The organism is Nocardioides sp. Soil777, from assembly GCF_001428425.1.
GTDB lineage: Bacteria > Actinomycetota > Actinomycetes > Propionibacteriales > Nocardioidaceae > Nocardioides > Nocardioides terrigena.
In genome coordinates this window covers 60,948-85,283 of record NZ_LMSN01000003.1, presented here as the reverse complement: position 1 = coordinate 85,283, position 24,336 = coordinate 60,948, and the positions used below count along the sequence as shown (strand labels likewise).

The following is a 24,336-nucleotide window of genomic DNA, read 5'->3' as shown; positions in this document are numbered from 1 at the left end:
GCCTCCCTCGTTCGAGGCCAATCCCATGCCCGTCCAGCGATTCCGTCGTCACGTTCGAGCAGACCCAATCCACACACGACCGACCCGGTGGAGAGCGCCGCATGACCCGATCCACGAATCATCTCAGCCGTTGCGCAGCGACCGATCTCCGAGCGGCGATCCTCGTCATGCTGGTCGTCGCGCTCGCGCTGTTGACACCCTCACCTGCCTCGGCGCACACCGAGCTCGTCGACTCGACACCGAAGGAAGGGGCGCGGCTGGTCGCGGCCCCCGCCAGCATTTCGCTCGAGTTCAGCCAAGCCGTCGACCCCAGCTTCGCGGCCATGGTTGTCTCGGTCGACGGCGACAAGCCGGTGCGCCTCGAGGTCTCCGCCGGCGACTCGTCTTCCTTCGTGAGCGCGATCGTCCCGACGTCCATCAGCTCGACGGCTGAGGTCACGGAGTGGCGGGTGGACTACCGGGTGACCTCGGTGGACGGCCATCCCATCGTGGGTGACATCTCCTTCTCCGTCGCGGCCGTGGCACCGAGCGACGACCAATCCCCGCCGGCAGAGCTTGAGCCGCACTCCACTCCTCCCGAAGCCGCGGAGGTTGCTGAGGGGAGTGGCTCGGCATGGGTACTCGTCGCTGGAGCACTGATGTTGCTCGTCCTGGTCGTCCCTGCCGGTCTGGTGCTGCTCCGGCGGCGCCGCGACCAGGCTGGCCCGTCGCGTGGGGAGCAGCAGTGACCTCTTCGGCGGGCATCGTGCGCGGTCTCGCGCTGCTGGCCATCGGTCCCGCGGTCACGCTCGTCCTCCTCGGCGCGACCGGGGCCATGACCGCCGACCCGGTTCCCGGACTGCCCGACCCCGGCGGCCTGACCCGCTACGGGCTGCCGCTGATCCAGGCTGTGCGCAACATCGCCGCGGGCCTCACGGTAGGCGCGCTGGTCCTGGCGTCGGTGTGCGTTCCCCCGCAGTCGGACGACCGCAACAGGGTCACCGGAGCTCGGCGTGCCCTTCTGGACCTCGTCGTGGTGGCTGCCAGCACGTGGATGTGGACCAGTCTGGCTCTGGTCGGTCTCACCCAGTCGGACGCCCTGGGCATGCCCGTCACCACGGCAGGTTTCGCCCAACAGGCGGTCCTCTTCGGCCAGAGCTACGACTTGGGGCGCTACCTCGTGGTCACCGCGGTGTTGGCCGCCCTGGTGGCGACCGGCGCCCTGGCGGCTCGGACGATCACCAGCGTCGGCCTGCTGGCAGCGACCTCGATGGCGGCGCTGTGGCCGATGGCGTTGGCCGGTCACGCCGCGGGCAGCCTCAACCACGACGACGCCGTCAACCTGCAGGCCGTCCACCTCGTGGGTGTGTCGGTCTGGGCCGGCGGTTTGGCCGCGCTGGTGGTCGTACGTGCCCGGCTCGGTGTCGACGAGCTCACCAGCACCAGCCGGCGCTTCTCGGCCCTGGCGGGATGGTGCCTGGCCCTGGTGACCTTCTCGGGGATGCTCGGGGTCTTGCTCCGGCTGCCGGACCTGTCGTCTCTCGCCTCGGCGTACGGCGCGCTGCTCGCCATCAAGGTCGTCGCGATCGCCGTTCTCGCCGGAGTGGGCTGGTGGCAGCGCAGGGTTGGTCTGGTGGGTCTTGCATCGGGGATTCGCGGATCCTTCGTGCGCATCGTCCTGCTCGAGGTGGCCGTGCTGGCCGTCGCGGCCGGGGCCGGTGTGGCCTTGAGCCGGACCGTGCCTCCGACGACCGGGCCGGAGCCTCGGCTGACGACCGCGCAGGCGTTCCTCGGGCACGAGATGCCTCCGGAGCTCGGTGCCGCCGAGTGGTTCACGCAGTGGCGGCCGGACACGTTCTGGCTGCCCGTGGCCGCGGCGATGCTCATCTGGTACTCGGCTGCGGTCGTCCGACTGCGGTCCCGCGGCGACCGGTGGCCGGTAGGACGCACAGTCGCCTGGGCCTTCGGGTGGCTGCTGCTGGTGTGGGCCACGAGTGGTGCCCCCGGGGCGTACGGGCGCGTGCTGTTCAGCATGCACATGGTCCAGCACATGACGATCGCGTTGGCCGTGCCGACGTTCCTGGTGTTGGCGGCTCCCGTGTCGCTGGCCCTCCGCACCCTGTCACGGCGTGCCGACGGGTCCATGGGCCCGCGGGAGTGGCTGCTACGGCTGGTCCACTCCGGACCTGCTCGGCTGGCGGGATCACCAATCGTCGCGGCGGCCCTGGTCGTCGTCAGCCTCGTAGCGTTCTACTACTCGTCGCTCTTCGAGCTCTCGCTGCGCACGCATACCGCACACCTCGTGATGACGGCGCACTTCCTGCTCAGCGGGTATCTGTTCGCCAACTGCCTCGTGGGTATTGATCCCGGTCCTCGTCGACCCGCCTACCCGCTGCGAGTGCTGCTGATCCTGGTGACCTTCGGCTTCCATGCCTTGTTCTCGGTGTCGCTGATGGCCAGTGATCAGGTGCTAGCGCGAGGGTGGTTCGAGCCCCTCGGCCGCACGTGGGGGGCGTCACTGGCGGACGACCAGTACCTCGGCGCCTCGCTGGGTTGGGCATTGGGCGACTACCCGTTGGCGATCCTGGCGGTGGCCCTGGTGGCCTCCTGGGTGCATGCCGACCAGCGCGAACGGCGGCGGTACGACCGTCAGGCGGCACGCGACGGGGACCGGGAGCTCACGTCGTACAACGACTACCTCGCCCGTCTCGCCGCGGCCTCCGATTCCGGCTCCCCCCGGGTGCCGGCGCGCAGCTCGGCTGCGGGCAATGAGTCACCCGCCTCCGACACGGATCCCCCGTAGCCTGGCGGCTCCCCAGGTCGACCCGAGGAGCGCGACGATCAGGGCTGTTGTCCCGGGCGCGCTCCCCCACCGCATGGCCGGCGACACGGCATTGGCCAGCGGCAGGTCAGTCGCCAGGACTGCGGTGTCGCGCAGCGGGGCTCGCTCGAGCACCCGCCCGGACGGGTCGATCAGGGCGCTGACCCCGTTGGTGGATGCCACCGCCACGGCACGGCCCGTCTCCAGCGCTCGGACCCGGGTGATCGCGAACTGCTGCTCGAGCTGGGCGCTCCCGATGAAGCTGGCGTTGCTCGTCTGCACGACCACCAATTGCGCCCCGTCGCGGATCTGCTGGGGCAGCACGTCGTCATACGCCACGTCGAAACAGATCACGTCGGCGATGGGGGTGCCAGCCACCTCGAGCGGGGGGGTCGCGGTGCCGGGGAGCATGTCGCGCGGCACCTCGGCCAGACGCGGTGAGAGGCCGCCGAGGTAGCTGCGGAACGGGATGTACTCGCCGAACGGCACCGGGTGGCGCTTGGTGTAGCGCAACGACGTCGGTCCGCTGTCGTCCCAGACCAGGCCCTGGTTGAGGACTGTGCCCGGGGTCGGGCCGTCCACCATGCCGCCCACCAGAAGCGGCGCCCGTATGGCGTCGACGGCGCTCTGCACGGCCCTCCGGGCGATGGCATCGTTCGTCGGGTCGACTGCCGTCGAGTTCTCGGGCCACACCACCAGCTGTGGCCGGGGTTGCTCGCCTTCCGCGACCTGTGCCGACAGGCCCCGGGTGGCCCGGAGGTGGTTGTCGGTCACCTCGCGGTGACGATCCACGAGGTGGCGTCCGTTGCCCGGGACACCGCCCTGCACCACCGCCACCCGCATCGACGCCTTCGCGCCCGGATCCCAGGCCCACGGGATCGTGGCGGCGCCCAGGACCAGGACGGCCGCGCCGCTCATCAGCGCCGGGCGCCGGTCGGCCGTGTCGGGAGCGAACCCCTGCCCCAGCAGCGCGGCCGTGAAGGCGAGCAGCCCTCCGACGGCAGCCACACCCAGGTACGGCAGGAGGCCCTCCCACGGGGTGTCGATGACCAGAAACCCGAGTCGTCCCCACGGCAGGCCGCCGAAGGGCCAGGACGATCGAGCCGTCTCCACGGCCACCCAGACAACCGCGAACCACGCGGCGGACAGCGGGAGGTGCGCAGTGAGACGCACGGCGACACCCAGCACGGCGAACCAGCCCGCCTGGACCAGGACGACGGCGATCCAGGCACCCGCCCCCATGGACTCTGCCAACCACACGAGTAGCAGCCCGTGGAAGACCAGTCCGAACGTGGCACCGACGACGGCTCCCCCACGCACGGTGCGTCCCCGCAGCGCGACCACGAGGAGCAGCGGTCCGAGGAGCCCCATCGGCCACAGACCAGCCGGCTCGAACCCCACGGCCAGGCTCGCCCCGCCAACGACCGCGAGGACCACGCCACGTCGTCGCCCGGTGCCGCGAGGCAGATCGGAAGCGGATGCGTCGTCGCCGACCGGCCGGTTCACCACGAGAGGAATCGACCGACTGGTCACAGCGGGGTCTGCCAGCCGCCGATGAACCCCTGCATCGACGCGAGCGCCACCGACCAGGCGCCGCTGACCTGCGCAAGGCCGATCAGCACGAGAAAGAACCCTCCCGCACGCGACACGACGGCCATGTGGCCGCGCACCCAGGCGAAGGTCCGGGCGCTGCGGCCGAAGGAGAACGCGGCGAACAGGAAGGGAAGCCCGAGACCCAGGCTGTACACGAAGGTGAGGAGTGCGCCGCGACCCGCCGTCGCGGAGGTGGTGGACAGGGTGAGGACCGCGGCCAGGGTGGGCCCGATGCACGGAGTCCAGCCCACGGCGAAGAGGCCGCCGAGCAGCGGCGCCCCGGCGAGGCCCAGGCGAGGAGTCATCGAGGGCTTGTAGGTGCCCGTCAGCAGCGGGACCCGGCGGAAGGCCCCGAGGAAGACCAGACCCATGAGGACGGTGATCACCCCGGAGATCCGCACCAGCAGGTCCTGGTGCTGGACCAGCAGTCGACCGAGGTGCCCGAAAGCCGCCCCGTAGGCGGTGAAGACCAGCGAGAAGCCCACCACGAACAACGCCGTGCCGAGGACGACCCTGCCGGGGTGTGCACCGGGCGGGGGTCCAACCCCCGCGGACGTCCGGTCGGACGGCGCCCCGGAGGCAGGGTCAGCCAGGCCCGACACGTACCCGAGGTAGACCGGCACCAGGGGCAGGCAGCAGGGCGAGAAGAAGGACACGAGCCCGGCCAGGGCTGCGACGGCGAGGGCGAGGATGATGGGGCCCGAGAGCACGGCGTCCTGGACGTTGCCGGCGAGCAGGGCGACGGGCATGGTGACCTCAGTGATCGATGACGGGCACTACTATGGTCGATAGTACGGCGAGGGTCGGCAGACCAGGAGACGGGTGGGCAGGATGCGACAGCTGGGACAGCTGGGACAGCTGGAGGCGGTGGTGATGCAGCGACTGTGGACGGGCGACCACCCGGTCTCCGTACGCGAGGTCCTGGAGGACCTGCAGCGCGAGCGTGGCATCGCCTACACCACGGTGATGACGGTGCTCGACAACCTGCACGGCAAGGGACTGGTCAGGCGCGAGAAGCAGGGCCGGGCCTACCTCTACGCCCCCACACTCTCCCGCGAGGAGCACACAGCAGGACTGCTGGATCAGGTGCTCTCCCAGAGCGAGGACCGTGGAGCCACCCTCCTGCACTTCGTGGGCCACATGTCCAAGGACGACCTGGCGGAGCTGCGCTCGGCGCTCGACCACCGCGACCCCACCGACACACCCGACGCCACGCGATGACAGCGCCCCTGGTCCTGGCCGTCTTCGCACTGGCTACGGCAATACTCGCTCCCCGCTACCTCGTGGCTGCGCAGTGGGTGCTGCGCAGTCCCAGCGGCGGGATCCTGGCCTGGCAGGCGGTCAGCGCGGCCGTCGCCTCCTCCGCCATCCTCATCGGCCTCACGCTGGCGCTGCCCATCTTGCCGGTGGGCCCGCAGCTGACCAGTCTGGTCAGGACGACGCACCTCGATGTCACCGACCACTACGCGACACCGGCGGGCAACGGGCTGGCCTCCCTGGCACTCCTCGCGGCCGCGGCCATGACTCTTCGGGTCATCCTCGCGCTCGCCGTCACGCTGCGGCGCGCGAGCCGGGAGCGTCGGGCGCAGCTCCAGGCGCTACGCCTGGTGGGGTCGCCGTCCCCCGAGGGATACACGGTGATCGACCACGCGATGCCGCTGGTCTACTGCCTCCCCGGGAGACACCGGACGGTGGTGGTCACCAGCGCCGCACTGGTGGCGCTCACTCCTGCGGAGCTCGCCTCGGTGCTGGCCCACGAACGCGGCCACTTGCGGGCCCGCCACGACCTGGCGTTGACGGTCAGCAGCGCTCTCGCCCGCGCCTTCGCGGGCGTCGCGGTGTTCCGGACAGCGCACCACCAGATCGGGATGCTGGCCGAGATGCAGGCCGACGACTCCGCCCAGAACAGGCTCTCGCGCCGCGCGATGGCGACAGCGTTGGTCACCTTGGGCGCCTCGGGGGCAGCGCCTCCGCGCCCGACCCGCGCAGGGACCACGCCCGCGGGCTCTGTCCCGTCGCGGGTGGGGCGCCTGGTCGGGACCCAGGGTCGTGTCCTTCCTCGTCACCGCGCCGCCGTGGGCCTCGGTGTCCTGGCCCTCCTGGCTGCCCCGCTGGCCCTGGCGCTCTCTCCGGCGCTCGAGGCGTCGGCGCGCGACTGCTGTCACGTGGCGCTCCCGTCGGAGCCCCTGAAGCGGTGATGGTCGGCGACCTCGACGGTCTCAACCGCCGCGCGGAGCCGACCGTGGTCGTGACCCGCCGGCTTCGGTGACGACGTCGTCCACCAGCGCCTTGAGTGTCGAGTAGGTCGTGGGACCGACGACTCGCGCGGCGATCCTTCCCTCGCGGTCGACAACGACGGTGGTGGGCACAGCGGCCACCGCGACCGAGCTCCCGAAGGCGAGCAACGCCCGGTCACTGTCCTCGGCACGCAGACTGGGGTAGGGCACGGCCAGGCGTCGTTCGAAGGCCTGCGCGGCATCGAGCCCGTCGCGCACGTTGATGCCGACGAAGGACACGTCGTCGGCGAACTCCTCAGCGACCTTGATCAGGTCCGGCGCCTCCGTTCGGCAGGGCACGCACCACGAGCCCCAGACGTTGTAGACCGCCACTCGGCCGCCCAGGTCCGCGCTGGAGAATTCCGTGCCGTCCAGCAGGGCGCCCTCGAAGTCCGCGAGGTCCGCGCGTTCGGCGACGGCATACTGCTGGATCACTGCATCCCCGGCCGAACGGCCCGTGGTGGGCGGGTCTGCCCAACTGAGGGTCACCCAGATGGCGAGAGCTGCCACGACGAGTACCGCGACGGCCGGCAGGAGCCACCGTCTCCGAGGTGGCACCGACCGCGTAGCCCCGTCGATGGGCCCACCGGCCTGAGGGTCGGGCGTCACAGACGTACCTTCCTGCTGACAATGCAGGCGGGCGTCACCTCACCTGGCTACTACGACCGATAGTACAAGCCTGCCCATGTCGCCACCGACCGCCACCGCCGGCAACGGGCCTGAGGAGTGGGTTGTTACTATCCGTCCTAGTATTTCGCGTTCGATGGATCGGAGTTCCATGCGTATTCAGACCAAGGTGGCCGCGTTCGTGGCTGTCGCGCTGGCGGTCGTGCTGGCGGCCCTGATCGCGGTGACCGTCCGGGGTGGTGAGGAAGGCCCCGCAGCGGCCGACACCCCTGAGGAGGAGTCGGCCCTGGTCAGGTCGGACAGCCATGTCCTGGGCGAACCGGGCGAGCAGGACGTCACCTTTGTGGAGTTCCTCGACTTCGAGTGCGAGGCGTGCGGAGCTGCGTTTCCCATCGTGGAGGACCTGCGTGAGAAGTACGCCGGCGAGGTCACCTTCGTGGCCCGGTACTTCCCGCTTCCTGGTCACTTCAATGCCGAGCGGGCCGCGCGAGCGGTGGAGTCAGCGGCTCGTCAGGGTGAGTTCGAGGCCATGTACCAGAAGATGTACGAGACCCAGGAGTCCTGGGGCGAGGCCCAGGTGCCTCACGACGACCTGTTCCGCGGCTTCGCCGAGGACATCGGGCTCGACATGGAGCAGTACGACGCCGACTACGCCTCCCCAGAGGTCAAGGAGCGGGTCCAGCGGGACGTGGACGACGGTTTGAGCCTCGGCGTCCAGGGCACCCCGACCTTCTTCGTCAACGGCGAGCCCTTCCAGCCGGAGTCCGTGGAGGACTTCAGCGCGGTGCTCGACGAGGCCCTCGCCGAGTGACACGCGGATCCGTCGCCGCGCGCGGCGAGTCCCCCACGCTGGCGTGGGGGCTCATCGTGGCCGGCGCCGTGGGACTGGTGGCTTCTGCCGTCCTGCTGGTCGAACGCATCCGGCTGGCCGCGGACTCGGCGTACGTGCCCTCGTGCAGCCTGAACCCGGTGCTGAGCTGCGGGTCGGTGATGGAGTCCTCACAGGCCTCGCTGCTGGGCTTTCCCAATCCAATCCTGGGAGTGGCTGCGTTCCCGGTCGTGTTGACGACGGGAGCAGCGCTGGTGGCGGGCGGCAGGTTTGCCCGCTGGTACTGGACGGGGCTGCAGCTCGGCGTCACCGCGGGTCTCGCCCTGGTGGGATGGCTCATGTTCCAGAGCCTGTACCGCATCAACGCACTCTGCCCCTACTGCATGGCGGTCTGGGTGGTCGTCGTACCGACGTTCTTGTACGTCACGCTGCGCAATCTCGAGCAGGGAGTGCTGGGTGCCCGAGCCGCCCGGAGCCGGTGGACGCGCGTCGCTCGCGAGTGGCACGCTCCCGCACTCCTGCTGGTCCTCCTCGGGGCTCTGGCGCTCATCGGAGTCCGCTTCTGGACCTACTGGTCGACGCTGCTGTAGGCCTCGTCGAAACCGAACGCACGTGACGGCGTGGCGGCGCTGGGCCCAAGCCGAATTCGGCGACGGCGATCAATAGGTGGTGACGTGCACGTGGTCATAGTGGTTGGCGGTCACCGAACCTCGGTCCTCCATACCCCTCCACCCCTCCCCCGCGCGCTGGACCGACCAGATGTTGCGTGCGTGGATGGCGTAGGAGACGCCAAGTGCCGCTGAGTTGTCGCGGACGAACTCCGCCACCTGCCAGCCCCGGGCACCACTGACCATGATGTCGACGGCGATCCCCTGGGCGTGCTCGCCATCGCTGCGCAGGGTGCCGTAGGTGGTGATCTCGGGGAACGCCGCGCAGACGGCTTCGTGCACCGCCACGATGTTGGAACTCACTCCGGAGGGCACAGACGTGCCATTGGAGCAGGAGGCTCCCGCCGCCGGTCCGTCGGCGGCGTCGCCCGCGTCGCCCGCGTCGGGTTCCGGACGAGGCTTGCGGCCGGCGAGGTAGCCGCCCGTCACCCAGCGGGAGCGCCCGTCGATGACGAGCTCGTCGCGTCCGCGCATGGTCCGACCGGTCACGGTGACCCTGGTGAGCGCATCGATCAAGCCGGTCTTGCGAGCCTTCTCGCCCGGCCGTGTCCAGATGTTGAGCGGCGCGGTCGTCCACTTCTGGACGTCGGCCCTGCGTACGAGGCGTCGGGTCGCGACGGCGGCCGGAGACGGCTCCGACCGTGCGGGGCCTGGCGGCCTGCGGGTCTCGGCACGCGAGACGACCGGTCGGCGCTCGCCGAGCGGAGTGACGCTCGGCCGTGAGGTGGCGCTCGGCCAGGGCGCGGGGTCAGCGGCGCCGGCCACTGGGGCGAGTTCGCGAGGCGACGCACTGATTCCGGAGGCCACGGCGGCGCCGGTGGCCATCACGGCGACCGAAGCCGCTGCGATGCTCACACGGAGCTGGGGACGGGAACGTGCGTCCCGCTTGTGGCGAGGGTCGGCCACGGCGGCAGTCCTTTGCTGGGGGGCATGGGCTTCGCTTGCCCGGTCGAATCGACCGCAGGCGGATGGGTGGGAGGGCCGAGCCGCCGGCAAGGCGGATGCCACCGCGAGTTCGAGGTGGCACCCAACCGCATCTACTATAGTGCATAGGAGATAGCGGTTGCCGAATCCGCTCGAGACGAGGGCGGGACCATGGGACGAGCGGACACGCAGTATCGCGAGCGACTGCGAGTGCCGCTTCGATGGTGGATCCAGGGCAACCTGCTGGTGGCCAGCTTCTGGTTGGCCCTCGTGGTGGCGGTCCCCGAGGCGCTGGCGTGGGGCATCTCCGCGGCACTCGCCCTCCTCCTCGCCATGGGCCTGCGGACCTACGGGGGTTCCCGGGTCGTCGTGGAGGACGGTTGGCTTCGCGCGGGGCGCGCCAGGATCGAACTGGGTTTCGTAGGTCCGGCGCAGGCGCTCGGCCGGGCCAGCGCGCGGGAGGTGTCGGGACGGCTCGCCGACGCGAGGGCGTTCCTGCTGTTGCGCCCCTACCTTCCGGAGGCGGTGCGGATCGAGATCAACGACCCGGACGATCCCACTCCGTACTGGCTGGTGAGCTCCCGCAGAGCGCCTGCCTTGGCTTCGACGCTCAACGAATCCAGGTCCCGGTAGCCACTCCAACGCCCAACCGCACATCGGGCTCGCAGAGCCCTCGGCAGCCCTATTCCCCGGCTCCCAAGGACGTCCAAGGACGAACACGGGCAATTCGGACTGCCCTCGTGGTGACGTCCACTAAGCGGACGCCCTGGACCCGGCACTCACCCGACACCCGGCTGACGTCGTCCGCGAAACGGCCGGCGTCATCGATGCCGGGTACCTCCGCATGCGGTGGATTGGACACCTCCGCGCCGCCCACGACATCGCCCACGACGTCCACACACCGCCTGCTCCATGAGCTTCCCCAACTGACGAGTGCCGCCATCCATGTGAGTCCCCAGGCGGCCGGTGGGCTCGATCCCCACCACAGAATCAGCCATCACTCCTCTCTCCGCTGAGCCCGCATCGCCCGTCCTATCCGCGCCGCGGGCCAGCATGCCGCCCCGGCCGACCTAGTCGCCCGGCCAGATCAGTTGCCCGCAGAGACCACCGTCCGCCAGGTCTGTCCGTCATCGAGGGACTCATGGACGCCGCTCTCGGTTGCGGCGTGCCATCGCCCAGCGACGGCATCGAGCGCTTCGGCCGGTCCGTCTAGCCGACCGACCTGCTCCCACAGGGTGGCGTCGGCACTGACCATCACGGTGCCGTCGACGCCGATGCCGACCAGCGGTCCACCGGGCTGCCAGTCGATCGCTGTGAGCGTCGGAGCGTCGGGCACCGCTCGCGGCTCACGGCCGTCCGTGGACCGGACGAGGATCCCACGGTCCGTCGTCGCATACACGGTGCCCGGGTCGGTGGGCTTCGCGGCGAGGTCGTAGAGCGGCTGTGTGCTTATCGTGGTCCAGTTCGTCCTGTCGGTGGTCGTCATCAGCGACCCGCCGGTGGAGTCGTAGGCATAGATCCGATCGCCGACTGGCTCGATGGCGTGCAGATCGGCGTCGCCGAGGAGCGACACCGCGTCCCACGTCTCAGCGCCGTCCGTGGACTCGATGAGGCCCAGGCTCGACGGAAGCCGTTCGCGCAGGTCGGGGTGTCCGGAGCCGAGAAAGTGGCCGGGGCCCGCGACGGCGAAGCCCATCGTGTCCTGCCATCGATCGGCCACCCGTTCGCGGGTTCCGTCGTCGGCGATGCGGAAGACGCCGAAATGGGAGGCCACGTAGAGAGTGCCGTCTTGCGGATCGACTCCGAGACCGTGAACGTGGCCCAACTCATCTGCGCCGGCGGCGTTCGGCGCGCCCGGGGGGGCGGGGCTGTCGCTCGTGCTGCAGCCGGACAGCAGCAGTGCGGCTCCGGCCGCGATGGCTGTGAGGGTGGCTCGGGTGCGGACGTTGTATGGCATTGGGGGTGCTCACTTCGCGAGGGTCGGGTGCGGTGCGGCGGGTCCGGTGACAGGGCCCGAGCAGGTATGCCGTCCACCGGCTGGGGCGGTCACCCTCGACGCGTGACCGCCCCATCTCGGCTCGGCCGAGAGCTGGCGCCGGGGTCAGGAGCCGAGGAGCGTCTCCATGGTTTGGATCTCTGCGGACTGCGTGTCCACGACGTCCCCGGCGAGGTCGATGGCGGGCTGGTACTGGCCGTCGTCCTGCTGGTCCTGGGCCATCTCGACGGCGCCTTCGTGGTGCTCGATCATCATCTCGAGCCACATGGTCTGGAAGTCGGCGTCGGAGGCGTTCTCGAGCTCGTCGAAGTCGCCCGTGGACATCATGCCGGGCATGTCGGAGTTCATGCCCTCCATGGAGTCACCCATGGTGTCCGACCCGTGACCGGCGTTGGAGTGGTCGCGCATGGTTGCGGGGATCTCCTCGTCCCACTCCTGGAGCCAGTCGCTCATGGTCTCGATCTCGGGGCCCTGGGCATCGCGGATCTCCTCGGCGAGCTGCTGCACCTCGGGGTCGAGGGTGCGATCGACGGTCAGGTCCACCATCGACAGGGCCTGGGCGTGGTGCTGGATCATGTCCGTCGCGAACGCAACGTCGGCGTCGTTGTGGTCGGTCTCGGACACCTGCGCGGAGTTGTCGGCGGCGGGCTCGTCGTTGCCACATGCCGTCAGGGTGAGGGTAAGTCCGAGGGTCAGGGAGCCGAGCAGTACGGCGGGGCGGCGCGTGAGCGCGGTGGGTCGGGGGTAGCGCATGAGGTTGGTTCTCCTGTTCGAGGTCATGAAGGGTCAGGGAGGACGTGTCAGCACGCTCGGGCGGCACTCGGCCTGGACGCGCCCACACCGTGCTGGCGCAGCGTGGACCGTGCCGGTCGGCGAGCTACCTGCCTGTCAGCACCTGATGACCGAGAACCTCCACACCGCGGGTGGCCCCGCCCCGACCCGCAGCACGGCCGGCACGACCGGGCGCACGCGACCAGCAGGCTCGAGGACCGCCCACACCTTCGGCAGCCGCCCGCGGCGGACCAGGACGACGAGCAGGGCCACGGCAGCGCCGGCGAGCATCGCCACGCACAACATCACCATCCCGCTCATGCCACCCATGCCGCTCACGTCGTCCGTCCGGTCTCCGGACTGGCTGGACGCACTCGAGGTGGCCCTGCCGGCAGAGTGCACCTCGTCCCTGGTGACGGTGGCGGGGTCGTGTCCCGCCATCACTACGGCCGTCGGAGGGGCCGCGTCGGCGGCATCGGTCCTCGGGCCTTGCAGGCTCATCCCGTGGGCGTCGATGCCGTGCATGCCCAGGATGCCGAGCACGATGGCGACCACCACCGGCGCCAGCAGAGCGGGACGCACCCGGCCCCCGAAACGGGGCCGGATGCGCTGGCTGGTCACACGCCGATCGTACGGAGCACCGGTAGCCACCTCAGCCCAGGTCCTGCGTCCGCAGTCGTAGCGCGTTGCTGATAACGCTAACCGACGACAGCGCCATCGCGGCGGCGGCGATGACAGGGGACAGCAGCAGGCCGGTGAACGGGTACAGGACTCCGGCCGCGATCGGGATGCCGGCGGCATTGTAAATGAACGCGAACACCAGGTTCTGCCGGATGTTGCGCATCGTCATGGCCGAGAGGCGTCGTGCCTTGACGATGCCCATGAGGTCGCCGTGCAGCAGGGTGACGCCGGCGGACTCGATCGCCACGTCGGTGCCCGAGGACATGGCCAATCCCACGTCCGCGGCGGCCAGGGCGGGGGCGTCGTTGACGCCGTCGCCGGCCATGGCGACGACTCGGCCTTCGGCCTTGAGGCGGGTGACGACGTCGGCCTTGTGGTCGGGAAGCACCTCGGCCTCGACCCGGTCGATACCGAGGTGTCGGGCGACGGCCTCCGCTGTGGTTCGGTTGTCGCCGGTGAGCATGACGACCTCGACGCCCTCCTCACGCAGGGCGGCCAATGCCTCGAGTGTGGTGGCCTTGACGGGATCGGCGATGGCGAGCACGCCGGCGACCGTGTCGTCGATGGCCACGAAGATGGCGGTAGCACCACCCCGGCGCAGCCAGTGGGCCTGCTCATCCAGCGCACCGGGGTCCAGGTTGCGGCTGGTCATGAAGGTGGCGGAGCCGAGCGCGACGGTGTGTCCTTCGACGGTGCCGTGGACGCCGCGGCCGACGGGTGAGTCGAAGTCACTGACGTCGGGGATCACAAGGCCACGGTCGGTGGCGGCGGTCACGATCGCTTGGGCCAGCGGGTGCTCGGAGGCACGTTCGACTCCGGCGGCGAGGCGCAGCAGCTCACCCTCGGGCATCGAAGTGGCGTCATGGGTGACGATGTCGGTCACGGACGGACGGCCCTCGGTCAAGGTGCCGGTCTTGTCGACGACGAGGGTGTTGACCTTCTCCATGCGCTCGAGGGCCTCTGCGTTCTTGATGAGGACGCCCTGGCTGGCGCCGCGGCCGACGCCGACCATGATGGAGACCGGTGTAGCCAGGCCCAGGGCACAGGGGCAGGCGATGATGAGGACGGCGACGGCGACGATGAGGCCGTGGGCCATCTTCGGGTCGGGGCCGACGAGGGCCCAGACGATGAACGCGAGGACGGCTATGCCGATCACGGCGGGCACGAACAGGCCGGCCACCCGGTCGGCCATCCGCTGGATCGGGGCCCGGGAGCGCTGCGCTTCGGCCACCATGGTCACGATGCGGGCCAGCATGGTGTCGCGGCCGACCTTCTCGGCCGTGACCACCAGGGCGCCGGTCTGGTTGAGGGTGCCGCCGATGACGGTGTCGCCGGTGGTCTTGGTGACCGGCATGGACTCACCGGTGACCAGCGACTCGTCCAGCGACGAGCGGCCGTCGGCGACGGTGCCGTCCACGGGGACCTTCTCGCCAGGTCGGACCCGCAGGCGGTCGCCGAGCTGAACGTCCTCGAGCGCAACCTCCTCGTCGGTGCCGTCGCCGGTGATGCGGCGTGCGGTCTTGGGGGCGAGGTTGAGCAGGGCCTTGATGGCACCCGACGTCTGCTCACGGGCGCGGAGCTCGAGGACCTGGCCGAGGAGGACCAAGACGGTGATGACGGCGGCCGCCTCGAAGTACACGTCGACGGAGCCGGCACCCGCTGCGGCGACCATGCCGTCGCTCATCTCGGAGAGGTCGTTGCGGAACGCGGCGGGGAAGATGCCCGGCATCAGGGTGGCGATGACGGAGTAGATCCAGGCGATGCCGGTGCCCATCGCGATGAGGGTGAACATGTTGAGGTTGCGCGTGCGCACCGACTGCCAGCCGCGCACGAAGAACGGCCACCCGCCCCACAACACCACCGGCGTGGCGAGCAGGAGCTGCGCCCAGGCGGAGACGTCGGAGGGGATGGCGTCGTAGAGGGGGTCGATGAGGTGGCGGCCCATCTCGAGCACGATGACCGGGATGGTGAGGACGGTGCCGACCCAGAACCGGCGGGTCATGTCGCGCAGCTCCGCTGACGGTCCCATGTCGGCGGTCGCGGTGACCGGCTCGAGCACCATGCCGCAGATCGGGCACGCGCCGGGCCCCATCTGCCGGATCTCGGGGTGCATCGGGCACGTGTACTCGACCTCCTCGGCGCCCGGCGCGGTCGGAGCCGGCTTGCTGCTGAGGAACGTCTGGGGGTCTGCGACGAAGCGTGCCTGGCAGTGCGCGGAGCAGAAGTGGTGGGTCACGCCCTCGTGCTCGGCGACGTGCTCGGTCGTGGCCGGGTCGACATCCATGCCGCACACGGGGTCCTTGACCGCTCCAGTTTGAGCGGTGACGTGCTGATGGCTGCTCATGGTTCGATTATACCCCCCAGGGGTATATAACCAACCCCTCGTTTGGTGGTTGTTGTGACGGGTGCGGGGAACAGACGGGGCGTGGGCGCACCTACCGTGCGGAGTCCTGCGGACAGAAGCGTTAAGCGGTTGTCTGCCTGCTGGTTTCGACCTGCACGACTGGCGGTGGGCCATGCTGAAGCCCACCTTCCTGCCCAGGTTCCCGGCTCCGTCACGGGCTATTTGTGGCCGTGGCTGCCGGGCATGGTGAGCATCATGACGGCCATCATGGCGGTGCACAGCAGCGCGCCGACGATGGCTCCGGACCCTGCGACACCGGTCGCCACGAGCGCAACGGCGATCAGGATCATGGGGATGCAGCAGACGAGCATCATCAGCCCGTGTCCACCGCGTCCTGAGTGGCTTTCAGGTATGCCTGGCTGCTGGGCGTTGGGGTCGCTCCCTCCGGCCGTCGGGTCGGCGGGCGTCGGGCCGGTGGTCACGTACGGCCCCGCCTGGGGGTCTGGGTGCGGATGGTGGTCCATCGCGTGCGGTGTGTTCATCACATCCGTCCTTTCAAGGATGTGGGCACGTAGCCCAGGTGTGAGTACGGCGGGCAGTGCCCGAGCGCGCCGGTGACGACCAGGTCGAGACCGGCCAGCACCAGCAGCACGTCGGGGGTGACGGCGAGGGCCGAGGTTGCTCTGGTCAGGAGCACAAGGCCGACCAACGCGGTCAGGGAGCCGAGGACGACGCGAACTGCACGCTCGATAGGCGTGATGTTGATGCTCCAACGGGTACTCATGTCGTCCTCCACCTTCTTCCGGCCCTTGCACTTCGGTCTGCTTCCAGCGTGTCGGTCGCGGATGAAGGAGACCGCGCGCGTGTTGTGAAGGTTCGTTGAAGAACAATCCCTGCGCAGAGGACGGGCTCGGTCGTTCACGGGTGGTGACTGTCGTGCTGGGCCGGGTCGGGTGTCTGTACCGGGACGGGGCCTGGGGCCGGGTCGCCGCCGCTGATGGCGGGACCGATGACGAACGCGGACAGGGAGAACATGAGCGCAAAGACAGCTAGGGCGAGCCCCGGCGCCTTCCACGTGCCAAAGCGTCGGTAGAGACGCCGGAGCAACGGCAACGAGAACACAATGCCCAGGACGGCGAACAGCATGTTTCCGGTCGCGCCGGTCACGAACACGGCGCCCCCCAGCAGCCCCACGTGATGCAGCACGTGGGGTAGCAATCCCATCACGGCGCCGACAGCGGCCGTCACCGCATTCCAAGCGCTGGCCAAGACCCGCCGGACGCGGGGCTGCGGCTGCTCCTCGGGGGCTGCCCGACTGCCGGTCTCCGCCGTCTCGGGGGCCTGGGCAGGTCGAGCAGGGGACATGACTGGCCTGTCGCTAGGGGTGGGTCGGCAAGCGGTCCGTGCCGACGCGGTACCGCGTCAGCGGACCGACGAACGAAGGACCGCGCTACGTGTGTGGTACTCGTCCTCGTCGATCTCACCGCGAGCGAAGCGCTGGTCGAGGATGTCCATGGGGTCCTGGCGCAGCGAGGGATCCTTGCCGCTGCTCTTGCTTCCGCGGAAGAGGACGACGACCGCGACGATCACCATCGCCCAGAACGCGATCATGGCGATGGTCATCACCAGCCAACCGCCCCAGCCTGCGCCGTCGTGGTACCAGCCCATCATGGTCCTCAGCTCCTTCGTCTAGTCGTGGTTCCACCCTTGCCGGGCTACCCCGTGGTGGCGGTCGCGGTCGTGTGAAGGTTTGCTGAAGATGCGGGCCGGGGCGGTCTCGCCGACGCCCTGATCGGTGCCGGGATGCCACCATGAGCGGTATGGCCGAACGTGGAGGTACGGGCAGCGATCCGCCAGCAGCCCCCAGCGCAGGGTCCCGGCCTCCGTCCGGTTTGCGAGCACTGGTCGTCGAGGACGAGAAGGAGCTCGCCGAGCTGCTCGGCAGCTACCTCGAGCACGACGGGTTCGAGGTGACGGTGGTGCACGACGGGCTCGACGCCGTGGAGGCGGGGCGCAAGATCGACCCCGACGTGGTCGTCCTCGACCTGGGCCTGCCGGGCCTGGACGGAGTCGAGGTCTGCCGCCAGCTGCGCACGTTCTCCGATGCCTACGTCGTGATGCTGACCGCACGCACCGACGAGGTCGACACCCTCATCGGGCTCTCGGTCGGGGCGGACGACTACATGACCAAGCCGTTCAGCCCCCGCGAGCTGATGGCACGCGTGCAGGCCATGTTCCGTCGCCCGCGCCCCGGCGCGACGGTCGCCGCGGCCCTGGACGGTGCTCGCCGGTTCGGGGCACTGACCGTGGATGCGCTGGGTCGTGACGTGTGGCTGGACGGCGCACCGGTCGCGTTGACGCGCACCGAGTTCGACCTGCTCGCCACCCTGGCCGAGCACCCGCGGATGGCGTTCAGTCGCCAGCAGCTGATCGAAGCCGTCTGGGGGCCGTCCTGGGTCGGTGACGAGCACCTGGTCGACGTGCACATCGGCCACCTGCGCCGCAAGCTCAACGACGACCCGGCCGAGGGCCAGTACGTGCGCACCGTGCGCGGTGTCGGCTACCGGATGGGTTCGAGTCAGTGACCGACCCACCGGTCGCTGCTACCACGAGTCGCGCCCGATCGCGTTTCGCGGCCCGCCTCCTGGTCGCACAGGCGCTGGTCCTGGTCGCGGGTGCACTCACCACCTGGCTGGTGGCCTCTCTGGTCGGACCCGCCATCTTCACCAACCACCTGCGAGAGGCCGGCGACAACCACACGACGGAGGAGACCGGTCACTTGGAAGAGGCGTTCGCCTCGGCGCTGCTCGTGTCGATCTCGCTGGCACTGCTCGCCGCGGTGCTCGCAGCGCTGGCCGTGTCGTGGTATTTCAGCCGCCGGGTGCAGCGCTCCATCGACAGCGTCGCCGAGGCCGCGTCCCAGATCGCGACCGGTCACTACGGCGCGCGAGTGTCCGACCCGGGCCTAGGTCAGGAATTCACGACGCTGGCGCTCAGCTACAACCAGCTGGCGGAGAAGTTGGAGACGACCGAGGCGACACGGCGAAGCATGCTCGGCGACCTGGCACACGAGATGCGCACCCCACTGGCGACCATCGACGCGCACCTCGAGGCCGTCGAGGATGGCATCCGTCCCCTCGACGAGCAGACGCTGGGCGTCGTCCGGGGTTCCACAGCACGGTTACGGCGCCTGGCCGAGGACATGGCCGCGCTGTCCCGGGCGGAGGAGGGACTGCACCTCACCCTTGGGCTCACCGACGCCGTCACGGTCGCCGCGACCGCGGCTGAGACGGCTCGGGACCGTTTCGTCGCCGCAGGTGTTCACCTGGACACCGACCTCGTGGACGCCGGCCGGGTGCGAGTGGACGCAGAGCGGATGGGGCAGGTGCTGGGTAACCTGCTCGACAACGCGTTGCGGCACACGCGCGCAAACGGGACCGTCACGCTGACGTGTCGTCGCATCGAGGACTGGGTGGAGTACCGCGTCTCCGACACCGGCGACGGCGTGGCGGCCGCGCACCTGCCGCACCTCTTCGACCGGTTCTACCGTGCCGACACCAGCCGAGACCGGCGCCGTGGAGGTTCCGGTATCGGGCTTGCCATCGCGAAGGCGCTCGTCGAGGCGCATGGTGGTGGAATCTCAGCGACCAGCTCAGGCGTCGGGCACGGCAGCACATTCACCGTGCGCCTTCCCAGCCAACCGTAGGCAAACTGTCCCTGCGGCGCTATGCAATCCGCGCGATCAAGACGGTTGATTCTGCAGGCAACTTGTGTGCGGACTCCGACCGCGTGCACGTCCCGCGAGCTCGTCCCACTCACCTGCCGCCGTGGTTCGGATCGACGATCTCGCCACAACTCAGGGCGCGGCGGCGTGTCTATCAATCGGAAGCTTCTAGCTGGTCGCAAGCAACCCCTCGCGACACGAACAGCGCTCGTTGCGTCTATGGCTCGTAGGCACTGCGACGAGGAGACTGGGCCGGCAGGCCGGTGACAGGCTCCTGTAGCGACGCCGAGATGACTAGAATGGCACCCGTGTGGCGGTCTCCGATGACGCCACCTCAGGCGCTTCGAGGAGAGTCGTGAACGACAAGAACTACTTCCGGGCGTGGGTCGTGATCCTGGTACTCACGACCGTATTCATCGTCGCGGAACTGCTGAACGACGGGCCGTCACTGTGGGACGTCACGCACATGCACCTCTTTGCCCCGAAGGGGGATGTCGTCAGCCTTCCCTGGTGAGGCGAAGTACGAAGACGGCATGACGCACCCGATCGAAGCAATGCATCGGACGCCGCGTCCGGACCTCGTGCCGGAAGCGCGATGACTTCCATCGCCTACCTGCGTGTTCGGATCGGTGAATCGGATCGCGCTGCACCGAGTGAGTCGACCCGCGATGTTCTGCTTCAACCGATCGCGAAATGGGACGTCTCCTGGGGACTCAGGAGCCTTCTACTGTGGCATTACTGTGGCAGCGATTCTCGTTCTTGCCCGTCGAGCACCGAGCCCCTCCATCACGTTTTCGCAGGTCAGAGGCCTGCGCCGTGTATGGCCACCAACGGCCATCCCCCCGAGCACTCTTCCCGGCCTACAGGCCAGCCCATTCGCCACAAGCCCCTGACCTGCGGAAACAGTGTGCGGACCCTCAACAGTCCGCAGACAGTCCGCAAGGATTTCCGAGGACCTGGTCGACGGCCTCCCGGGTCCGGTCGTCCGAGTCCGGCCACAAGTGGCTGTACGCGTCCAGCGTCTCGGCCGTCGAGGCATGCCCGAGACGGCCTGGACGGTCTTCACGCTCTCGCCGTGGCGGATGATCAGGGCTGCGTAGTCGGTTCTAGTTGCGGACCACTGGCGCGAAATCGTCACCGGGGTCGCAGACCGGGACGACGAGGTCTTCCATGTGCTGCTCGACGCTGACGCGGAAACATTGCACGCCCGGATCGACGCTGATGATCAAGAGCCTGCTCGCATCCGCCCGTTGGCGGCATAGGCACGTCGACGTCTTCCAGTTCGCGCTGGACTGGCTTCGTCCGGCTGCCGACCTAGTCGTCGACACCGTGACCGTCGACGCGCTCGCGGCCTCACGGCAGATCCGCAGCGCGGTTGACGCCCGGCTGTAGGGGTCGACGCGGCGCGTCCCGGCCGAGAAACACAACTTCCGCATCTGCCGCGATGCGCGCGTATCTGCCGAGATGAGCACTCCGTCTTCGGCCAGGGGCGACGTCAGATCAAGCCGTATGCCTCTCGGAAGAGCAACGCGGCGTCGGTGTACAGGTCCAGGTTCTTCAAGGTCTAACCGAAGACCTCGTGGCCATACGAGCGAGCAGTCGCGTGTTCGGCCGACAGCCAGTCGGCCATGGCATCCAGCCACTCCACGAGAGCCTGCGCGGTGGAGCGATCGAGGTTCGGTGGCGACGGTAAGGGCGCGTCCATCCGCCCACGCTCCCACGTCGTGGGCTGCACACGCGTCAACATCCGGACATGCAGCGATCGGTCCGGGAGAGTGCGGCCCGCGGGAGACCTGGTAGGTCGCAAAGGCTCCTTGCGCAGCGGCCAGTGCGTCGGCCCTGATGGCCTCTGTGCGCTGCGTGGCCGTGAGCGGGGCAGGTAGCGCGGCATCAGCTCGTGCGATCGCGTCGTCGACAGGGCCTGGCCCTCGCAGGTCTTGCATCAGAAGCGCCGCGGCTTGGAGGAACTGCTCGTGGCGCGGGTTGGGCAGGGTGTCGCTCTGCCAGCGACCTCTCTCGTTGTCGATGAAAGTCCAGTCACGCGTGAGACGTCCTAGCCAGAAGGTGGTGCTCGCGGCGCCTGCGCACGCTATCGCTGCTGAGAGTGGGTCGGGATGGACGACGTACCTCACCGCCTCGACGGCGAACCGGCGCTGTCCGAGGTAGCAGCCCTCGAGGTGCGAGAAGCCCCGGGTCGTGCCAAAACCCCGGTCCCCGGGCGCTTCGTAGTAGGGATGATCGGTAGGGATGGGGACGCCACCGGTCTCGACGTCGTCCTCGAGATCGGTGAAGTGCTTGTGACCCGTCACTGTCGCTCGCACCAGCACGTCGAGTGATGGCGGCGTGCGTAGAGGCTCACCCATTGCCAGCTGGTCCAGGACGCTTCGAGCAGCTGCCTCGTCCTCCACGGCGGCCTCGCGTGCCGCTGCTCGCGTCGCCCAGGCTGCGAATCGCCGCTGCTGCTCGGCCGAGAGAGATGCCAGCATCGACGCAGCGTCGGGCATGCCGTACGTGTACCGGTAGCCCGGTCCATACGTCCGAAGATCGGCGGGCGGTGGCTCGATCTCGTAGACCGTGCCTCCCTGAAGGTCGTCGTGGCTGAACGACGTCTTGGCGAAGGCGGCGATCAACGCCAGCCCGGCCCCCAGCAAGTCGCCGCCTTCGGATCCGCCGGCGACGACCAGTTTGCGCAACGCCTTCGGTACGCCATCGAGCTCGTCATCCTCGGCACCGATCAGCTCCACCGAGAACAACGGTCTGCCTCGACGTGCGGCTGAGAACGCAGTAACGGCGTTGACGTTCCAGAAGAAGGACGACGCCACCCCCGTCCCGCTGGCTTTCGACGCGGGGCGCAACACCTCACTGCGTGATCCTTGGTAGCCGTTGTCCTCGATGACCACGACGGCCTCGCTGATCTCGACCACATAGATGGACTCGACTCCGGTGGTGCCGGAATCAACATCGTCCGGCGAGCCACCAACGCGCGACGTGCCCGACATGGCGCCGAACGCGGCGAGCACGGCATCGCGATCGGCCGCCGGGACGACCGTCACGCACCCCGCTTCGCTGATAGCTGCGTCATTGATCCAGGTGTAGTCGTCGGGAACTGTTCTCACTCACCCATTGTGGCCATCGTCCGGCGGGTGAAACAGAAACGCCCCAGGGCTGCGCGTCACTGCTCGACGGACACTCCGAGGATCAGTTCGCTGCGTGCAGCTACATCACGGGGCATGCGCTGCGGACCAGTCTGTAAAAGGGCCGGTAGGCGCAACCGGCTCGTAGGGGCGCGACCAGGACACCTGCCAGCGTCCTGATCTGGCCGCGAGGCGGGCACGTTGATCCGCGCTGCGGAGCCGTGAGTCTCGGCGGCGCAGCCGTCTGTCTCAGCACCTACACTCCGGGCGTGCCTCGAATGACCGTCAAACTGTTATTGCTGGACGACGAGAATCGTGTTCTCCTCATTCGCGCGGCCGACCCTCGAACGGATCGTCAGTGGTGGTATCCAGTTGGTGGAGGCGTTGAGCCCGGCGAGTCGCTTCAACAGGCCGCCAGACGTGAGGCCTACGAGGAAACTGGACTTGCGGAGTTGCCGATGGGAACGCTCGTCTGGACCCGCGATCACACGTATCGATATGACGGTCGAACCGTGGACGTTCATGAGGACTGGCTTCACCACTCGGTGCAGCACTTCGACCCGGCCCCTGCGAACTTGAGCGACTACGAGTCCAAGAGCGTCTTGGGGTTCCGCTGGTGGCATGCCGAGCAGCTGTCGCAGACGAACGACACGGTGTTCCCGCCAGGACTGGGAGACCTGCTGTCAGCGCTGCTGCGGGACGGACCGCCGCCCGTCCCGGTAGACATCACCGAGCCGGCCCGCTCCTGATTGTTCAATCGCTCTCGGCCACAGGTCGACTCGGCGCGCCCTCGAACGTCCGGATCTGCCGCCGATGGTGCGCGGTTCTAGCCGATGAGCCGACGAATCAGTCATCGGCTACAGCGATTTCGCACCGGGCCGACAACGGCGTCCCGGTGAGGGGCCCGATGGCGACGCGGACTCCCCTCGTGCCGGTAGCGTGGCGCGATGAGCGAGATGAGCCGTCGCGTCTCCGAGACCGCAGCGCGGACAGGCTTCGCGGGCGTCGTCCGGTTCGAGCGAGCTGGCGGTGTCGCCTTCGACGCGGCGTACGGACTGGCCGATCGGAGCCACGGAATTGCCATGACCACCGACAGCCAACTGGGCATGGCGAGTGGGTCCAAGACGTTCACCGCGTTGGTGGTGCTCCGCCTCATGGAGGAGGGGCTCCTTGATCTCTCGACCACGGCACGTCAGGTACTTGGCACTGATCTGCCGCTGATCGCAGACGACGTCACGATCGAGCACCTGCTCTCCCACCGGTCCGGCATCGGCGATTACCTCGACGAGGACGAGCTCGACGGCGAGGAGTACGAGCTACCGGTGTCGGCGCATCGCCTGGTGACGACCGAGGACTTCCTCCCAGTCCTCGATGGCCACCCGACGAAGTTCCGCGCCGGTGACCAGTTCTCCTACTGCAACGGCGGCTTCGTCGTGCTCGCCCTGATGGCGGAGCGTGTCGCTGGTCGTCCGTACCAGGACCTGGTGGGAGAGCTCGTCTGTTCCCCCGCGGGCATGGTCGACACCGGCTTCCCACGCTCCGACGCTCTTCCAGGCAGGGCAGCAATGGGCTACGTCGAAAGTGGGGGCCATTGGCGAACCAACGTCTTCCACCTGCCGGTGGTCGCCAGCGGAGACGGCGGGGCGTACACGACCACCGCCGACATGGCACGGTTCTGGGCAGCACTGACGGCAGGGCGGATCGTCCGTGAGGAGACCCTCGCCGACATGGTGAGGGCGCACAGCGAGCCCGACCCGGGCGAGTCCCGCTGCTACGGTCTCGGCTTCTGGCTGGATGACGACTCTGTCCGAATCACGATGTCGGGTGCCGACGCCGGCGTCTCGTTCTGGTCGAGCCACCACCCGCAGCGCGGCACGACGGCTACGGTCATCTCGACGACGATGGGTGGCGCCTGGCCCGTCGTCGAGATCGTCGAGTCACACACTTGACCGCCGTCGCGCGTGGAGCA

Annotated in this window: 25 protein-coding genes; 12 read left to right on the top strand and 13 right to left on the bottom strand. The window is 69.0% G+C overall.

Annotated features, from left to right (window positions below):
* Positions 1–101 precede the first annotated feature (101 nt).
* Together ASG88_RS22465 and ASG88_RS04770 are read left to right on the top strand one after the other, a co-directional pair.
* Positions 102–728, top strand: a complete 627-nt coding sequence (locus tag ASG88_RS22465; RefSeq protein WP_162259809.1) for a copper resistance protein CopC — start codon at positions 102–104, stop codon at positions 726–728.
* Positions 725–2,782, top strand: a complete 2,058-nt coding sequence (locus ASG88_RS04770; protein WP_056886287.1) for a cytochrome c oxidase assembly protein — start codon at positions 725–727, stop codon at positions 2,780–2,782. The genes ASG88_RS22465 and ASG88_RS04770 overlap by 4 nt, the downstream gene beginning before the upstream one ends.
* On the opposite strand, the gene lnt is transcribed toward ASG88_RS04770, so the two are convergent.
* Positions 2,753–4,237, bottom strand: a complete 1,485-nt coding sequence (gene lnt / locus ASG88_RS04765; RefSeq protein WP_056886286.1) for an apolipoprotein N-acyltransferase — start codon at positions 4,235–4,237, stop codon at positions 2,753–2,755. The genes ASG88_RS04770 and lnt overlap by 30 nt on opposite strands.
* 92 nt (positions 4,238–4,329) lie before the next feature.
* Positions 4,330–5,142, bottom strand: a complete 813-nt coding sequence (locus ASG88_RS04760; protein ID WP_056886285.1) for a cytochrome c biogenesis CcdA family protein — start codon at positions 5,140–5,142, stop codon at positions 4,330–4,332.
* An 82-nt stretch (positions 5,143–5,224) separates the two neighbouring features.
* On the opposite strand from ASG88_RS04760, the gene ASG88_RS04755 reads away from it, so the two are divergent.
* Entirely contained in the window at positions 5,225–5,614 is a 390-nt protein-coding gene (locus ASG88_RS04755) for a BlaI/MecI/CopY family transcriptional regulator (protein WP_235534731.1), read from the top strand.
* Positions 5,611–6,591: a M56 family metallopeptidase gene (locus ASG88_RS04750; protein ID WP_056886284.1), complete on the top strand. Its 981-nt coding sequence runs from the start codon at positions 5,611–5,613 to the stop codon at positions 6,589–6,591. Before ASG88_RS04755 ends, ASG88_RS04750 begins: the two co-directional genes overlap by 4 nt.
* 21 nt (positions 6,592–6,612) lie before the next feature.
* Here ASG88_RS04750 and ASG88_RS04745 read toward each other — a convergent pair whose 3' ends face one another.
* Complete coding sequence (locus ASG88_RS04745; RefSeq protein ID WP_056886283.1) at positions 6,613–7,104, bottom strand: TlpA family protein disulfide reductase; 492 nt, start codon at positions 7,102–7,104, stop codon at positions 6,613–6,615.
* A 343-nt stretch (positions 7,105–7,447) separates the two neighbouring features.
* On the opposite strand from ASG88_RS04745, the gene ASG88_RS04740 reads away from it, so the two are divergent.
* Both ASG88_RS04740 and ASG88_RS04735 read left to right on the top strand, forming a co-directional pair.
* Positions 7,448–8,107 (top strand): DsbA family protein, encoded by a 660-nt coding sequence (locus ASG88_RS04740; RefSeq protein WP_056886282.1) that lies wholly within the window; start codon positions 7,448–7,450, stop codon positions 8,105–8,107.
* Complete coding sequence (locus ASG88_RS04735) at positions 8,104–8,715, top strand: vitamin K epoxide reductase family protein (protein ID WP_056886281.1); 612 nt, start codon at positions 8,104–8,106, stop codon at positions 8,713–8,715. Before ASG88_RS04740 ends, ASG88_RS04735 begins: the two co-directional genes overlap by 4 nt.
* A 69-nt stretch (positions 8,716–8,784) precedes the next feature.
* On the opposite strand, the gene ASG88_RS22925 is transcribed toward ASG88_RS04735, so the two are convergent.
* Positions 8,785–9,282: a hypothetical protein gene (locus ASG88_RS22925; protein ID WP_157559561.1), complete on the bottom strand. Its 498-nt coding sequence runs from the start codon at positions 9,280–9,282 to the stop codon at positions 8,785–8,787.
* Between the two features lie 606 nt (positions 9,283–9,888).
* On the opposite strand from ASG88_RS22925, the gene ASG88_RS04725 reads away from it, so the two are divergent.
* A complete protein-coding gene (locus ASG88_RS04725; RefSeq protein WP_056886279.1) occupies positions 9,889–10,350 on the top strand; it encodes a DUF3093 domain-containing protein in 462 nt (153 codons plus the stop codon).
* A 454-nt stretch (positions 10,351–10,804) separates the two neighbouring features.
* On the opposite strand, the gene ASG88_RS04720 is transcribed toward ASG88_RS04725, so the two are convergent.
* The 8 genes from ASG88_RS04720 to ASG88_RS04690 all read right to left on the bottom strand — a co-directional run bounded on the left by ASG88_RS04720 (position 10,805) and on the right by ASG88_RS04690 (position 17,180).
* Entirely contained in the window at positions 10,805–11,674 is an 870-nt protein-coding gene (locus tag ASG88_RS04720; RefSeq protein WP_056886278.1) for a F510_1955 family glycosylhydrolase, read from the bottom strand.
* Positions 11,675–11,818: 144 nt separating this feature from the next.
* Positions 11,819–12,466, bottom strand: coding sequence for a DUF305 domain-containing protein (locus ASG88_RS04715; protein ID WP_056886277.1), 648 nt, complete (start codon positions 12,464–12,466; stop codon positions 11,819–11,821).
* Positions 12,467–12,601: 135 nt separating this feature from the next.
* Positions 12,602–13,105, bottom strand: a complete 504-nt coding sequence (locus tag ASG88_RS04710) for a hypothetical protein (RefSeq protein ID WP_056886276.1) — start codon at positions 13,103–13,105, stop codon at positions 12,602–12,604.
* 31 nt (positions 13,106–13,136) lie between these two features.
* Positions 13,137–15,509 (bottom strand): heavy metal translocating P-type ATPase, encoded by a 2,373-nt coding sequence (locus tag ASG88_RS04705; RefSeq protein ID WP_056886275.1) that lies wholly within the window; start codon positions 15,507–15,509, stop codon positions 13,137–13,139.
* 218 nt (positions 15,510–15,727) lie between these two features.
* Positions 15,728–16,051 (bottom strand): hypothetical protein, encoded by a 324-nt coding sequence (locus ASG88_RS22920; protein ID WP_157559560.1) that lies wholly within the window; start codon positions 16,049–16,051, stop codon positions 15,728–15,730.
* The gene (locus ASG88_RS04700; RefSeq protein WP_056886274.1) at positions 16,051–16,293 is read right to left on the bottom strand and encodes a DUF2892 domain-containing protein; all 243 of its coding nucleotides are present in this window, start codon (positions 16,291–16,293) and stop codon (positions 16,051–16,053) included. Before ASG88_RS04700 ends, ASG88_RS22920 begins: the two co-directional genes overlap by 1 nt.
* A 134-nt stretch (positions 16,294–16,427) precedes the next feature.
* On the bottom strand, positions 16,428–16,757 hold the full coding sequence (locus ASG88_RS04695) for a hypothetical protein (RefSeq protein WP_056886327.1): 330 nt from the start codon (positions 16,755–16,757) through the stop codon (positions 16,428–16,430).
* Between the two features lie 174 nt (positions 16,758–16,931).
* Positions 16,932–17,180: an SHOCT domain-containing protein gene (locus ASG88_RS04690; RefSeq protein ID WP_200956345.1), complete on the bottom strand. Its 249-nt coding sequence runs from the start codon at positions 17,178–17,180 to the stop codon at positions 16,932–16,934.
* Between the two features lie 221 nt (positions 17,181–17,401).
* Between ASG88_RS04690 and ASG88_RS04685 the strand changes: the two genes are divergently transcribed.
* From ASG88_RS04685 to ASG88_RS22915, 3 genes are all read left to right on the top strand, one after another.
* Complete coding sequence (locus ASG88_RS04685) at positions 17,402–18,094, top strand: response regulator transcription factor (protein WP_235534730.1); 693 nt, start codon at positions 17,402–17,404, stop codon at positions 18,092–18,094.
* Entirely contained in the window at positions 18,091–19,215 is a 1,125-nt protein-coding gene (locus ASG88_RS04680) for a sensor histidine kinase (RefSeq protein WP_056886273.1), read from the top strand. Before ASG88_RS04685 ends, ASG88_RS04680 begins: the two co-directional genes overlap by 4 nt.
* 373 nt (positions 19,216–19,588) lie before the next feature.
* Positions 19,589–19,747 (top strand): hypothetical protein, encoded by a 159-nt coding sequence (locus ASG88_RS22915; RefSeq protein WP_157559559.1) that lies wholly within the window; start codon positions 19,589–19,591, stop codon positions 19,745–19,747.
* A gap of 592 nt (positions 19,748–20,339) precedes the next feature.
* On the opposite strand, the gene ASG88_RS22910 is transcribed toward ASG88_RS22915, so the two are convergent.
* On the bottom strand, positions 20,340–22,349 hold the full coding sequence (locus ASG88_RS22910; protein ID WP_157559558.1) for a DUF6461 domain-containing protein: 2,010 nt from the start codon (positions 22,347–22,349) through the stop codon (positions 20,340–20,342).
* Positions 22,350–22,645: 296 nt separating this feature from the next.
* Here ASG88_RS22910 and ASG88_RS22450 point away from each other — a divergent pair, with 296 nt between their 5' ends.
* Together ASG88_RS22450 and ASG88_RS04665 are read left to right on the top strand one after the other, a co-directional pair.
* The gene (locus tag ASG88_RS22450) at positions 22,646–23,116 is read left to right on the top strand and encodes an NUDIX hydrolase (protein WP_082599915.1); all 471 of its coding nucleotides are present in this window, start codon (positions 22,646–22,648) and stop codon (positions 23,114–23,116) included.
* A gap of 198 nt (positions 23,117–23,314) precedes the next feature.
* The gene (locus ASG88_RS04665) at positions 23,315–24,316 is read left to right on the top strand and encodes a serine hydrolase domain-containing protein (RefSeq protein WP_056886270.1); all 1,002 of its coding nucleotides are present in this window, start codon (positions 23,315–23,317) and stop codon (positions 24,314–24,316) included.
* Positions 24,317–24,336: the final 20 nt, after the last annotated feature.

Coding starts and splice junctions, on each gene's coding strand:
- ASG88_RS22465 (WP_162259809.1), top strand. CDS start 102: ATGACCCGATCCACGAATCATCTCAGCCGTTGCGCAGCGACCGATCTC.
- ASG88_RS04760 (WP_056886285.1), bottom strand. CDS start 5,142: ATGCCCGTCGCCCTGCTCGCCGGCAACGTCCAGGACGCCGTGCTCTCG.
- ASG88_RS04755 (WP_235534731.1), top strand. CDS start 5,225: ATGCGACAGCTGGGACAGCTGGGACAGCTGGAGGCGGTGGTGATGCAG.
- ASG88_RS04750 (WP_056886284.1), top strand. CDS start 5,611: ATGACAGCGCCCCTGGTCCTGGCCGTCTTCGCACTGGCTACGGCAATA.
- ASG88_RS04740 (WP_056886282.1), top strand. CDS start 7,448: ATGCGTATTCAGACCAAGGTGGCCGCGTTCGTGGCTGTCGCGCTGGCG.
- ASG88_RS04725 (WP_056886279.1), top strand. CDS start 9,889: ATGGGACGAGCGGACACGCAGTATCGCGAGCGACTGCGAGTGCCGCTT.
- ASG88_RS04720 (WP_056886278.1), bottom strand. CDS start 11,674: ATGCCATACAACGTCCGCACCCGAGCCACCCTCACAGCCATCGCGGCC.
- ASG88_RS04715 (WP_056886277.1), bottom strand. CDS start 12,466: ATGCGCTACCCCCGACCCACCGCGCTCACGCGCCGCCCCGCCGTACTG.
- ASG88_RS04705 (WP_056886275.1), bottom strand. CDS start 15,509: ATGAGCAGCCATCAGCACGTCACCGCTCAAACTGGAGCGGTCAAGGAC.
- ASG88_RS22920 (WP_157559560.1), bottom strand. CDS start 16,051: ATGAACACACCGCACGCGATGGACCACCATCCGCACCCAGACCCCCAG.
- ASG88_RS04700 (WP_056886274.1), bottom strand. CDS start 16,293: ATGAGTACCCGTTGGAGCATCAACATCACGCCTATCGAGCGTGCAGTT.
- ASG88_RS04690 (WP_200956345.1), bottom strand. CDS start 17,180: ATGATGGGCTGGTACCACGACGGCGCAGGCTGGGGCGGTTGGCTGGTG.
- ASG88_RS22450 (WP_082599915.1), top strand. CDS start 22,646: ATGACCGTCAAACTGTTATTGCTGGACGACGAGAATCGTGTTCTCCTC.
- ASG88_RS04665 (WP_056886270.1), top strand. CDS start 23,315: ATGAGCGAGATGAGCCGTCGCGTCTCCGAGACCGCAGCGCGGACAGGC.